The sequence below is a fragment of the Mycobacterium sp. E2479 genome (genome assembly GCF_001667925.1).
Taxonomy (GTDB): Bacteria; Actinomycetota; Actinomycetes; order Mycobacteriales; family Mycobacteriaceae; genus Mycobacterium.
The window spans coordinates 68,138-80,319 of record NZ_LZJR01000128.1 but is presented as its reverse complement, the minus strand read 5'-3'; the positions used below and the strand labels follow the sequence as shown (position 1 = coordinate 80,319).

The 12,182-nt window shown below is 66.6% G+C and carries 11 protein-coding genes; 6 read left to right on the top strand and 5 right to left on the bottom strand.

Annotation, left to right across the window (positions count from 1 at the left end; all coding sequences use genetic code 11):
• Positions 1 to 39: 39 nt before the first annotated feature.
• Positions 40 to 729 (bottom strand): chitin-binding protein, encoded by a 690-nt coding sequence (locus tag A5686_RS26845; protein ID WP_082947714.1) that lies wholly within the window; start codon positions 727 to 729, stop codon positions 40 to 42.
• A gap of 312 nt (positions 730 to 1,041) precedes the next feature.
• Between A5686_RS26845 and A5686_RS19005 the strand changes: the two genes are divergently transcribed.
• From A5686_RS19005 to A5686_RS18995, 3 genes are all read left to right on the top strand, one after another.
• Positions 1,042 to 1,755 carry a VIT family protein gene (locus A5686_RS19005; protein WP_067937523.1) on the top strand — a complete coding sequence of 238 codons (714 nt, stop codon included), beginning with the start codon at positions 1,042 to 1,044 and terminating at the stop codon, positions 1,753 to 1,755.
• A gap of 111 nt (positions 1,756 to 1,866) precedes the next feature.
• Positions 1,867 to 2,709 (top strand): thioesterase family protein, encoded by an 843-nt coding sequence (locus A5686_RS19000; protein ID WP_067937483.1) that lies wholly within the window; start codon positions 1,867 to 1,869, stop codon positions 2,707 to 2,709.
• A gap of 12 nt (positions 2,710 to 2,721) precedes the next feature.
• The gene (locus tag A5686_RS18995) at positions 2,722 to 4,254 is read left to right on the top strand and encodes a class I adenylate-forming enzyme family protein (protein WP_067937481.1); all 1,533 of its coding nucleotides are present in this window, start codon (positions 2,722 to 2,724) and stop codon (positions 4,252 to 4,254) included.
• A gap of 88 nt (positions 4,255 to 4,342) precedes the next feature.
• On the opposite strand, the gene A5686_RS18990 is transcribed toward A5686_RS18995, so the two are convergent.
• Positions 4,343 to 4,963: a TIGR03085 family metal-binding protein gene (locus tag A5686_RS18990; protein WP_067937479.1), complete on the bottom strand. Its 621-nt coding sequence runs from the start codon at positions 4,961 to 4,963 to the stop codon at positions 4,343 to 4,345.
• A 103-nt stretch (positions 4,964 to 5,066) separates the two neighbouring features.
• Here A5686_RS18990 and htpG point away from each other — a divergent pair, with 103 nt between their 5' ends.
• Complete coding sequence (gene htpG / locus A5686_RS18985) at positions 5,067 to 7,013, top strand: molecular chaperone HtpG (RefSeq protein WP_067937477.1); 1,947 nt, start codon at positions 5,067 to 5,069, stop codon at positions 7,011 to 7,013.
• A gap of 69 nt (positions 7,014 to 7,082) precedes the next feature.
• Positions 7,083 to 7,298: a hypothetical protein gene (locus tag A5686_RS18980; RefSeq protein ID WP_067937476.1), complete on the top strand. Its 216-nt coding sequence runs from the start codon at positions 7,083 to 7,085 to the stop codon at positions 7,296 to 7,298.
• A 39-nt stretch (positions 7,299 to 7,337) separates the two neighbouring features.
• Here the strand turns inward: A5686_RS18980 and A5686_RS18975 are convergent, their stop codons facing one another.
• On the bottom strand, positions 7,338 to 7,799 hold the full coding sequence (locus A5686_RS18975) for a hypothetical protein (protein WP_067937474.1): 462 nt from the start codon (positions 7,797 to 7,799) through the stop codon (positions 7,338 to 7,340).
• 132 nt (positions 7,800 to 7,931) lie between these two features.
• On the opposite strand from A5686_RS18975, the gene A5686_RS18970 reads away from it, so the two are divergent.
• Positions 7,932 to 8,954, top strand: a complete 1,023-nt coding sequence (locus tag A5686_RS18970) for a TIGR03617 family F420-dependent LLM class oxidoreductase (RefSeq protein ID WP_067937472.1) — start codon at positions 7,932 to 7,934, stop codon at positions 8,952 to 8,954.
• Here the strand turns inward: A5686_RS18970 and A5686_RS18965 are convergent.
• Both A5686_RS18965 and A5686_RS18960 read right to left on the bottom strand, forming a co-directional pair.
• A complete protein-coding gene (locus tag A5686_RS18965; RefSeq protein WP_067937470.1) occupies positions 8,944 to 10,629 on the bottom strand; it encodes an NRAMP family divalent metal transporter in 1,686 nt (561 codons plus the stop codon). The two genes, A5686_RS18970 and A5686_RS18965, sit on opposite strands and share 11 nt — an antisense overlap.
• Positions 10,626 to 11,966 carry a magnesium transporter MgtE N-terminal domain-containing protein gene (locus A5686_RS18960; protein WP_067937468.1) on the bottom strand — a complete coding sequence of 447 codons (1,341 nt, stop codon included), beginning with the start codon at positions 11,964 to 11,966 and terminating at the stop codon, positions 10,626 to 10,628. Before A5686_RS18960 ends, A5686_RS18965 begins: the two co-directional genes overlap by 4 nt.
• Positions 11,967 to 12,182: the final 216 nt, after the last annotated feature.

Here is a 12,182-nt window from a genome sequence, read left to right as displayed (position 1 = left end):
TTCGCCGATTGGCGAAGCGGGCGTCTTGTCAGCTATCGATCACAGCGGGATCCACACTCCGAAGAGCCAGAAGCCCCACTGGTTGAACCCAGGATCCCAGATTGGGGTTTCCTGGTAGCCCCAGTAGTTGATCGGGCCGTAGTCCCAGTGCCCACCGGGTGGCGGTAGCGGTCGATCCCACGCCGGCCGGGGCGGCGCACCCGGCCCCCACGGGCCGGGCCCCTCGCCCCACGGCGCCCCGTGGAAGTAACCACGCTGGGCATCTCCGTGCCACGGACCGCCAGGGTGAGGATCGGGTCCACCGAATCCGTTGGGGGCACCGGGGTGATCGCCCGGACCGCTCGGGCCGCCGGGGCGATCAGCGGGTCCACCGGGGCCGCCGGGGTGCTCCGCGGGACCGCCGGGACCACCTGGCTGTTCCGCGGGACCGCCAGGACCACCTGGGCCACCGGGGTGCTCCGCGGGACCGCCGGGTCCACCTGGGCCGCCATGCGGTCCACCAGGACCACCCGGACCACCGGGCCCGCCGGGACCGCCGGGATCATTGGGACCGGCAGGAGCCGGCCCGCCATGGTTACCGCCAGGACCACCCGCAGGCGAGGCGCCGTGACCACCCGGAGGCTGTGGTGCACCGGGAGCAGCGTTGGCGAACCCGGCGCCCATTCCCAAGGCCGCAGCGCTGAGCGCTCCGGCGATGGTCACCCCTCCGACAAGTTGCTTCAACTTCATAATTCTTCACCTATCCACTAGGGATTACGTACAAGGAAGTTCCTTGGAACACCCCCCTTACAATCCCGACGCTAAATAGGCTTTCTATGGATCAGCTGTGACTCGCCCGTGCAGAACTTTTGGCGGCCGTCCAACGAACGTTGCAATGTCGTGCATGTCGCAGCCAAGCTCGTCCAGACGCCCCGTGGCCGCCCCAGCTTCATTACCAGCTTCTTGACGGCGGATCGACGCTGTCGTCGGGCGGCACGCGGACGTGTTTGGCAAGGCTTCGTTGGCTAGTCCGGCGGGGTTTTCCTCTATATGGTTGCGGCCGTGTCGACTGCGTCACATCCGCACGAACCCCACGTCGGTTCGGTGTCGTCGAAGCTGAATTGGTTGCGCGCGGGCGTCCTGGGCGCCAATGACGGGATCGTCTCAACCGCGGGCATCGTCGTGGGGGTCGCGGCGGCCACCGTCGATCGTGCCCCGATACTCACCGCCGGCAGCGCCGGACTGGTCGCGGGCGCAGTGTCGATGGCGCTGGGCGAGTACGTCTCCGTCAGCACCCAGCGCGACACGGAGAAGGCCCTCTTGCGCCAGGAGCGCCGCGAATTGCGCGAGGATCCCGTCGCCGAATTGGACGAGCTCGCCACGCTCTACGAGGGGAAAGGCCTGACGCCGGCCACCGCTCGCACCGTGGCCGAGGAACTCACCGACCACAATCCGCTGCTCGCCCATGCCGAGGTCGAACTGGGCATCAACCCCGAGGAGTTGACGAATCCCTGGCAGGCGGCATCGTCGTCGGCGCTCTCGTTCGCGATTGGGGCACTGTTGCCGTTGATCGCAATCCTGGTCCCGCCGACGACGTGGCGAGTCCCGGTCACCGTCGTCGCGGTACTCACGGCGCTGGTGATCACCGGGGCGGTCTCGGCCGGACTGGGCGGCGCGCCGAAGGGCCGTGCGGTGCTGCGCAACGCCATAGGCGGCAGTCTTGCGTTGGCGATCACCTACCTGATCGGCCATCTGGTGGGCGCCGCAATCGGCTGAGCGTCGGGGGTGTCGCGACGGTGCGTACCCAGCGACTGGAAGCGCAACTGTAACATTCACAGTTGCGGTCCTCAGCAGAGCCCGCAATCCCATCACACGGAGGGGCATGCAGTGGCCGAGCCCGATATCGTGCCGGATGAAGCTCAATGGGCGGAACCGATGCCGTACTTCGTGCGCGACGAAAATCATTTCCTGCCAACCAGAATCGCGCGCGGGGGATGGGGTCCATCGCTGAGCGGCCACGTGGTCGGCGGACTGTTGGCGTGGGCGGTCGAGGACGCTGCTCACGATGCGCAACTGCAACCGGCGCGGTTGACGGTCGACCTGCCACGCCCAACCGCACTGGCGCCCCTCGAGGTGCACACCCAGGTGGTGCAGGACCGGCGCCGATTACGGCTGATCGAAGCCGTGATCATCCAGGACGGCGCCCCGGTCGCACAGGCGAGCGCATTGTTTTTGCGCCGCGGCAGGCAGCCCGAGGGGCACATCTGGTCACCGCCGGTGCAGATGCCACCGATCCCGCTGGACGAGACCTATTCCACGCTGTTCATGCGGACCTACAACTGGGGTTCCGAGGCACAGAACCCCGATCCGGACTGGCCTCAGACGGACGGCCCGAAATACACATGGATACACGAGACACGCCCATTGATCGACGAGGAACCACTCACCGCCTTCACTCGCGCGGCGATGGCTGGTGACATCACGGCTTCGATTGCCAACTGGGGCACCAACTCCCTGCAATTCATCAACGTCGACTACACCCTTACGCTCACCCGACCGCCCGCGGGCGACCACATCGGGCTGGCCTCGCTGACGCACCACAGTCACGACGGGGTGGCCAGCGGCTCGGCGGTCGTGGTGGACGCGAACGGGCCGATCGGTACCGGGGTGTCCGTCGCGATCGCGCATTCGGGGTTTCGTCCGCGGTCCACTGATCCATCGGCCGGCTGAGGGAGGCGCGCAGTGACGTTCTGGGCGTTGATCGGCGATGCGGCGCAGCGGGGATCGAGCCGAACGCTTCTGGCCGACGAGTACGGTCGCAGCCTGACGGCTCGTCAGCTGCACGACGCGGCGTGCTCGACCGCCGCCGCCCTCGCCGAACGGGGAATCCGCGCGGGAAACGTCGTGTCCTGGCAGCTGCCCACCACGCTGGAGACCATGGTGGTGATGGCCGCACTGGCCCGACTCGGTGCGGTGCAGAATCCGATCATCCCGATTCTGCGCGAAAGCGAAGTCGGTTTCATCACTGGCCAGCTGGATACCGAATTTTTTGTGGTGCCCGAGTTTTGGCGCGGTTTCGATCACGGCGGCTTGGCCCGGGAATTGTCCGGGGACAAGGGCTTTGAAGTCATCACCCTTGAACTGGCAACACCCCCAGCCGCCGGTGAGCTGCGGCTGCCCGGCGCCGCCGTCGACGCCCTTCCGGCCCCGCCAAGTTCCGCCGACGACGCTCGCTGGGTCTTCTACTCCTCGGGGACCACCGCGGCCCCCAAGGGGATCCGTCATACCGACACGTCGGTCATCGCCGGGTCGGCCGGAGTGGTGGGCATGGTGGGAGCCAACAGCAGCGACGTGGATCCGGTCGCGTTCCCGGTCGCCCACATCGGTGGGGCCGCGATGCTGGCCACCGCGCTGCTGACCGGCATGCGGTTGGCGCTTTTCGAGGCGTTCGATCCGGCCACCACCCCATGGGCCATCGCCGCGCACAACCCGACATTCCTGGGCACCGCGACCCCATTCTTCGTTGCCTTCCTCGAAGCCCAACGGGCGCAAGCCGATGGGCCGCTGTTTCCGTTGGTCCGGGGCTGCCTCGCCGGGGGTGCGCCCGTCACCGCCGAACTGGGACGCCAGGTCCGCGAAACCTTCGGCCTGGCCGGAATCGCGAACGCCTGGGGGATGACCGAGTTTCCGTGCGCCACCTCGCCACCACTGACCGCTGCACCCGAAGTGCTCGACCATACCGTCGGCCCGCCAGTGCCCGGGGTCAAGGTACGCGTGGTCGACGGCCACGGCGTCGAAGCGGGCACCGGACAGGAAGGGGAGCTGCGGCTCAAGGGGCCCCAGTGCTTCCTCGGCTACGCCGACCCGACGCTTGACGCCGACGCGTTCGATAGCGACGGCTGGTTGCGCACAGGCGATCTCGGCCTGATCGATGCCGACGGCAATGTCCGCGTCACGGGCCGTACCAAGGACGCGATCGTCCGCAATGCGGAGAACATCTCGGCCCTGGAAATCGAGAATGCGCTGGCCACCCACCCCGCCGTCGCCGAAGTCGCCGTCATCGGAATTCCCGACCCGCGCACCGGCGAACGCGTCTGCGCCGTCGTGGTCCCTGCGACGGCCGGTGGTGTTTCCTTGGAATCCCTTGTGCGGCATTGCCAATCACGGGGTCTCAGCCGGCACAAACATCCCGAGCACCTGGTTGTCGTCGAAACGTTGCCGCGCAATCAAATCGGCAAGGTGATCAAGAAGGACCTGCGCGCGGCCTTTGGGTGACGCGTGCGGCGCACTCGATAGCGCATGCCCTAGCGGGTCTTAAAATGCGGTGACGATGCCTGCACACCGCGCGCCCTACAGCGGACGCCTAGAGCCCCTTGGGCGCATCGCGGACGGCCTGCACCGCGGCGGCGTCGCCGTCGAATTCGACCCGGGCCTGTCGTCCGACCGCGAACAGCAGCAGCTCCTCGGGCGCACCGGTCACGGTCACCGCCGGCCCCTGACCCACGGTGAGCAGCGTCTTGCCCTCCGGGGTGCGCAGCGCCACGCGGCCGGGCGTCTTGGCGAGTGTGACCCGGGCCATCAGCGGCAGGGTGCGCCTCAACGACTTGCTCAGCGCGGGCTCCAACGAGCGCGGCTGCCAGCCCGGCTGCGCGCGGCGCACATCCTCGTGGTGGATGAACATCTCGGCCACATTGGCCACCGGGTCGAGCAGTCTGAGTGGCGAGTAGACCGGCGGGCCGGCGGTCAGCTTGCCCACCAGCTCGTCCCAACCGTTTCGCTCGGCCACCTGGTTCTGCACCTTCTCCGTGTGAGAGGCGAAGAAGGGGAACAGGATGCCGGGCGCCGCGTCGGGTCGGTATTCACGGATTACCAGGTGGGCGGCCAAGTCCCGCGTCTTCCATCCCTCGCACAGGGTGGGCGCATCCGGCCCAACGCCGCGCATGGTTTCCACCAGGGCGGCACGTTCGCGTCGAGCAACAGACATCCGTTCAGCCTAGAGCGATCGCCCCCGGACAGCACGGGTCCACCGCACACCACTCGCCGGCGGCTCGGTAAATTTGGTTTGTCATGTTGTCGAAAGGAATCGCATGAGCGCGCAAGTTGAGCAGTTGGAGTTTCAGGCAGAGGCTCGCCAGCTGCTGGATTTGATGGTCCACTCCGTCTACTCCAACAAGGACTCGTTCCTGCGGGAGCTGATCTCCAACGCCTCCGATGCTCTGGACAAGCTGCGGCTTGAGGCGTTCCGGAACAAGGACCTCGACGTCGACACCTCCGACCTGCACATCGAGATCGACGTCGACAAGGACGCGCGCACGCTGACCGTCCGCGACAACGGCATCGGGATGACGCGCGCCGAAGTGGTCGATCTGATCGGCACGCTGGCCAAGTCCGGCACCGCCGAGCTGCGCAAACAACTGCGCGAGGCCAAGAACGCCGCGGCCTCCGAGGAACTCATCGGCCAGTTCGGAATCGGTTTCTATTCGAGCTTCATGGTCGCCGACAAGGTGGAACTGCTCACCCGCAAGGCCGGGGAGAGCGAGGCCACCAAGTGGGAATCGAGCGGCGAGGGCACCTACACCATCGAATCGGTCGACGACGCCCCACAGGGAACGTCGGTCACCCTGCACCTCAAGCCCGAGGACGCCGAGGACGAACTGCACGACTACACGGCGGAGTTCAAGATCAGGAGCCTGGTCAAGAAGTACTCCGACTTCATCGCGTGGCCGATCCGGATGGAGGTCGTGCGACGGGAACCGGCCGCCTCGGACGAAGAAGGAGAGAGCGGCGAGGAGACGGTCACCATCGAGACCGAGACCCTCAACTCGATGAAGGCCCTGTGGGCCAGGCCCAAAGAAGAGGTCTCCGAGGAGGAGTACAAGGAGTTTTACAAGCACATCGCGCACGCCTGGGACGACCCGCTCGAGGTCATCTCGATGCGGGCCGAAGGCACGTTCGAGTATCAGGCACTGCTGTTCATCCCGTCGCACGCCCCGTTCGATCTGTTCAACCGGGACGCCCACACCGGGATCCAGCTGTATGTCAAACGTGTGTTCATCATGGGCGATTGCGACGAGCTCATGCCCGAATACCTGCGCTTCATCAAGGGGGTCGTTGATGCGCAGGACATGTCGCTCAACGTGTCGCGCGAGATTCTGCAACAGGATCGGCAGATCAAGGCCATCCGGCGCCGGTTGACCAAGAAGCTCCTCTCCACGATCAAGGATCTGCAGTCCGAGCGCCCGGACGACTATCGCACCTTCTGGACCCAATTCGGCCGGGTCGTCAAGGAGGGCCTGCTGAACGACTTCGACAACCGGGAGACGCTGTTGGCGCTCTCCTCATTCGCCTCGACGCACAACGAGGAGGAAGCCACCACGCTCGCCCAGTACGTGGAGCGCATGAAGGAGGGCCAGACGCAGATCTTCTACGCCACGGGGGAGTCGCGTCAGCAGATCCTGAAGTCGCCGCACCTGGAGGCCTTCAAAGCCAAGGGCTACGAGGTGCTCCTGCTCACCGACCCGGTCGACGAGGTCTGGGTGGGAAGCGTGACCGAGTTCGACGGCAAGCCGCTGCAGTCCATCGCCAAGGGCGAGGTGGACCTCAGCGCCGACGATGACGAGAGCGAGGCCGAGCGCGAGGAGCAGCAGAAGGAATTCGCCGACCTGCTGACCTGGCTGAAGGAGACCCTCACGGATCACGTCAAGGAAGTTCGGCTGTCCAACCGCTTGACGGACTCGCCCGCTTGCTTGATCACCGACGCCTTCGGGATCACACCGGCCCTCGCGCGCATGTACCGCGCTTCCGGGCAGGCCATTCCCGTGGGGAAGCGGATACTCGAACTCAACCCCAACCACCCGCTCGTCACCGGCCTGCGGCAAGCGCAAAAGAACGCGGACGACGACGCTGCGCTCGCCGAGGTCGCGGAAACCGCGGAATTGCTCTACGGCACAGCACTTCTGGCCGAAGGCGGTGCACTCGACGATCCGGCGAGGTTTGCCGAGCTGCTCGCAGGCCGGTTGGCCCGCACGGTGTAACGCAGGGTTTACCGGGCAAATAGGCGATTTCTGCGATTGAAAACTCGCTGGCAGGGATACTTGGATCCCATGCCCGCGTTTCGCGTCATCGACCCCGGTGGCCGGGTCGTCGCGACGAAGAGTTTTGCCAATGCGGACGCCGCGCACGCCTGGTTCGTCAACTCGGTTAGCGGCGATACCGAGCTGGGTTGGCGTATGGAGGTCAACGACGACGGGCAATGGGCGTTCTTCGATGACACCGAAGGCTTCACCGCCCCGGTGAGCCGGCGACCGGAACGGCACTGATCGCGCGGGCACATTCGCCGTACCGCGCCGGCTTCCCGCTTATGGTCCGATCACAAAACAGCGGCCGGCGCCGCTGACGAACAGGACTTCATCAACCGCGGATTGCGCGATGGCCGGGAATTCGAAGCGGTGCACCTGTTGGCCGCGCTCGATGCCAGCGTCCTGCGACTCTCTGGTGCCGTCCTTCTTGCGGACCAGCGCCGTCACTTTCTCCGGTTGGGACGGACTCTTGGGGTCCTGGAAGTACCACACCTCGATCCCGGCGCCAGAGTCATTGGCGCGCCAGCCGTCGGCGTAATAGCAAGGCGGGTTGCCCTGGGCGTCCGGCGGTGGTGGTGTGCATATCGATAACCCCACGCACGGCTGCGCACCGCTGGGGCCGGGGGCGGCGCCGCCACCACTCGTCGGTGACGGCGGCGTCGTCGAGGGATCGGCCAGGGCGATGGGCATCGCCGCAATTCCCATGGCGATTGCTCCAGCGGTGAACAATCCACGAAGCACGTTCGGGGGCCTCCTGTTAGGCGAAAGAACGATGGTTGCTGACAACTACAGAGCTAACACCCTGGGTCGGTCGTCGAGCAAGGGGCTAACGCGGCTCGCGACGCGGCTCATCGCTCGACGTACGCTCCCACCATGCATGTCGACGCGATGACGATTCCCCAGCCGCTCGGCCAAATCGGTGACCTTGCCCGGCGGACCCAATCGGCCGGGTTCTCCGGTCTGTTGTTCACCGAGACCGGCCGCACCGCGTACTTGAACGCCGCCGTCGCGTCGCAGGCCGCGCCCGGCCTCGAACTGTCGACGGGCGTCGCGGTGGCCTTTCCGCGCAGTCCGTTTGTTACCGCCGCCGCGGCCTGGGAGCTGCAGGAGGCCACCAAGGGCAAGTTCCGTCTGGGCCTCGGAACGCAGGTACGCACCCATGTGGTGCGGCGCTACGGCACGGCCTTCGAGCGGCCCGGGCCGCGGCTGCGCGACTACCTGCTCGCCGTGAAGGCGTGCTTCGCGGCGTTTCGCTCCGGGACGCTCGACCACCACGGCGACTTCTACGATCTCGACTTCATCACCCCGCAGTGGAGCCCGGGGCCCATCGACGCCGCGGACCCCAAAGTCGATATCGCAGCGGTCAATCCATGGATGCTGCGGATGGCGGGCGAAGTGGCCGACGGGTTGCACGTCCACCCGATCGGCGAACCGGGCTACCTGGCCCGGCACGTCGTGCCGACGATTGCCGAAGGGGCGGCGAAAGCGGGACGTTCACCGTCGGACATCGCGATCATCGTGCCCGTCATGACGATCGTCGGAGACACCGACGAAGAGCTCGACACGCAACGCGAAGCCGTGCGCGCCAGCATGGCCTTCTACGGCAGTACGCCCAACTACGCATTCATCTGGGATGAGGCGGGTTTCGAGGGCACGACCGCCCGGATCCGGGAAAAGCAGAAGGCCGGCGACTTCGCCGGGATGGCGGCCCAGGTCAGCGACGATCACATCGCGGTCTTCGCGACCGAGTCGACCTGGGACGGGCTGGCCGACGCGTTGATCGAGAAATACGCCGGAACGGCAACGCGATTGGTGATGTACAACGCTGTTGCCGATCAGGAGCGCTTCGAGCGGTACGGCGAGGTGGCTCGCCGGCTGCAGACGATCAGCGGCTGAGCTGAATGGCTTTGACCACGAGTAGCAGCGCGCCGGCGACCAGATAGGTGCGCAGGGCGATCATGCCCAGCCGGGTGCCGGGCGACCAGACGACCGGTTCGAGCAGCGCTAGCGGTGGCATGCGCCAGGTGCTGCGGTCGACGCCCCGGACCGGAAGCTGTGCGACGGGCCGCGGGGGTTGGCGGCGGGCCATCCAGCGCAGCGCGGGCGCGCCCGCGGCGGCGAAGACGATCATGGCCACTACCAGGTAGCCGCAAACCTTCAGGACATCGATGTTGGGAAACAGCGTGGTGGCCATCAAGATCCCCGACAGCAGCAGCAGCGTGCCGACGATCAGCCCGGCGACCCAGTTCAGCCAGGACCGATTCACCCAGGGGCCCAATACTTCTCGATCATTGCACAACAGCAGCAAAAACACGCTGGCGCTGGGCAGCAGTAAACCGGCGAGGGCCTGCACGGCGGTGGTGATCAGCCCGAGCGGGGCACCCGGGATCAGCACGACGGCCGCGGCCACTACCACCATTGCGGTGTAGGACAGGTAGAACTGCTTGGCGTCGGAGAAGCCGCGGTGCAGCGAGTGCTTCAGCCCGAAGACGTCTCCGAAGGCGTAGCTGGTGGCCAGCGTGACGGCGGCGGCGCCGATGATCGAGGCGTCCATCAGCACGATCGCGAAGATCCAGCCGAGCGGCTCGTGGCGTTGGCCGAGCAGGTGGGCGACGGCCCCGGCGTCGGTGAAGCCGCCCACGGTCTGGGTGGAGCGGGCGGCCCAGTCGCCGGTCATCACCAGCGCGGCGGCGCCGACCACCACTACGAAGGCGCCCAGCACGGTGTCCGCGCGTTCGTAGGCCATGAACCGGGGTGTGATGCGCTTGTCAACGACGTTGGACTGCTGGAAAAACAGCTGCCACGGCGCCACGGTGGTGCCGACGATGGCGATGATCAGCAGCACCGCGTCCGAACTGATCCCGCCCGAAATGCTGGGCACGACAAAAGACTTCGCCGCATGCACCCACTGTGGATGTGACATCAACAGCATCGGGATCTGCAGCAGCGTGACGGCGATGAACACGAACATGGCCCGCTCCCAGCGCCGGAAGCTGCCGCTGGCCATGATCGCCACCAGCGCCACCGCCGAGATCGGCACGACCACGTATTTGGAGATGCCGATGTACTCGGCGGCCAGGCTGATGCCGATGAACTCGGTGACGATCGTCAAGAAGTTGAGCAAGAACAGGTCGCCGACCGAAAACCAGCCCCAGCCGCGGCCGAAGCGTTCGTTGATCAGGCGGGCGTGCCCGACCCCGGTGACCGCGCCGAGCCGGACCACCATTTCCTGGTTGACGATCAGCACGGGGATCAGCAGCAGCAACACCCACAGCAGCGAGTAGCCGTAGTTCTGGCCGGCTTGGGCGTAGGTGGCCACCCCGCCCGCGTCGTTGTCGCCGACCATCACGATGATTCCGGGTCCCACGATCGCGAGCAGGGTCAGCAGCCGCGTCCGCCAGGTCCGGGCATGCTCGGTCTCCGCAATGCTGATGCGCCCGAACGCACCCTCGATATCACCCACGTGCGCGCTGTCCAGCACGGCCGTGCGCCGCGCCTGCGCCCGCTGGGAGCGCTGCACGTCGACACCGCGCGCGTCGGCCTGGGTGGTGTCCTCGCCGCCGGAACTCACTGCGGGGTGCCTCCCGCTGGCGGGGTGGTGTCACGCTCATCGTCGCCGGCGATTTCGCGGATGGGGCGCGGCGCGGGCTCCCGGCGGCGCCAGTCCTCGGGGATGGTCGCCTCCAGCACGTCGTCGACGGTGACCACTCCGAGCAGACGGTCCTGCTCGTCGACGACGGGTATGGAATAGAGATTGAAATCGGCCATCAGCAGCGCGATATCGGTCAGGTCCGCGTCGGCATTCACCCGTACCGGGTCGGAATCCATTAGCGCTCCGAGGGTTTCGGCGGGATCGACCTGCAACAGGGTGATCACGGAGACAACGCCGTCAAGGCGTTTGTCATCGTCGAGCACGTGCACCTTGATCAGCGCTTCCGGCTGGATGCTGCGCGAGGCGGCGATCAACGCCAACGCCTCGCCCGCGGTTGTGGCCGGCGAGCATGTCACGGAGTCGACATTCATCAACCCGCCGGCGCTTTCGGGGTTGAATCCCATCAGGGTGATGACCTTGGTGCGTTGCGGGGCGGGCATCAGCTCGAGCACGCGCCGGCGGCGGGACTGGCGCAGATCGGCGATGGCGTCGGCGGCGTCGTCGGCGCGCATCCGGCCCAGCAGCGCGGCGACCTCGTTGTCCGGCATGTTGTCGAGCAACCGGCTGGCCTTGTCGGGGTCCAGTTCTTCGAAGACGTCGGCTTCCAATTCCGGGTCGCTGTGCACGCGGTCGAGAATCTCGCCGCCCTCGGCCTTGTCCGCTTCCTCGAGAAGATCGGCGATCTCGGCGGCCTTGAGCTCGCCGAACCGGTCCGAAAGACGCCGGACCGCGTCCGAGCGGGCGTGCCCGATCAGCGGCTCGAATGCCTTCCAATCGCGAGACGCATGCCCGCCCGAGTGCTTGATCAGCCCGAACAATCGCGGCGGACGGCGGGTGTCCAGGCGGGTGACCATCCAGCCTTCGCCGCTCTGCTCCAGCTCGACGTCGTAGGCGCGCACCAGCTCGACGGTGGCCACGTCGATCAACCGGTGGCCCAACACGTCGGCGCGCAACAGCACCTCCCCTTCGCGGCGTTCGAAGCTGCGAAGGTCAACCTTGTTCTTGGTCAACAGAACTCGGTCCGCGGAGTACGCGTCGATGGTTTTGTCACCGATGAAGACACGGCGTCCGCCGACTCCCGCCACGATCCCGGCCACCAGGGGGTACTCCTCGGCCCCGCGCAGTCGCACGATGACGTCCTCGACCCGGCCGACCGTTTCGCCGGAACGCGCCAGCACTGGCGCACGCAACAGCTGGGAGAGGTGGATGATCGGCTGCCCGGCGCGAGCCGTGGACGGCTTCTCCGATGTGCTCACGTATCCCTCCTCAAGGCGGTACGACCGAACCCGCGGCCAACCTACCCCGAAACGAAGGGTCGCGGCGCCATGCGGATTGAAATCGATCGTCGGACCGTCTCGGCGGCCACAGCATACGCACGCCTCGCCGGGGATGGCTACCGTCAACAGGTAAACGGCAGAAGGCTATTGGGGTTTCGCGCCGCGGCTGAGTTGCCGCGCACCGGATCGGGTCAC

Bases quoted from the DNA above. Each gene is read 5' to 3' on its own strand.
- A5686_RS18990 (WP_067937479.1), bottom strand. From the start codon at position 4,963: ATGTCTGTTGCTCGACGCGAACGTGCCGCCCTGGTGGAAACCATGCGC.
- A5686_RS18980 (WP_067937476.1), top strand. From the start codon at position 7,083: ATGCCCGCGTTTCGCGTCATCGACCCCGGTGGCCGGGTCGTCGCGACG.
- A5686_RS18970 (WP_067937472.1), top strand. From the start codon at position 7,932: ATGCATGTCGACGCGATGACGATTCCCCAGCCGCTCGGCCAAATCGGT.
- htpG (WP_067937477.1), top strand. From the start codon at position 5,067: ATGAGCGCGCAAGTTGAGCAGTTGGAGTTTCAGGCAGAGGCTCGCCAG.
- A5686_RS26845 (WP_082947714.1), bottom strand. From the start codon at position 729: ATGAAGTTGAAGCAACTTGTCGGAGGGGTGACCATCGCCGGAGCGCTC.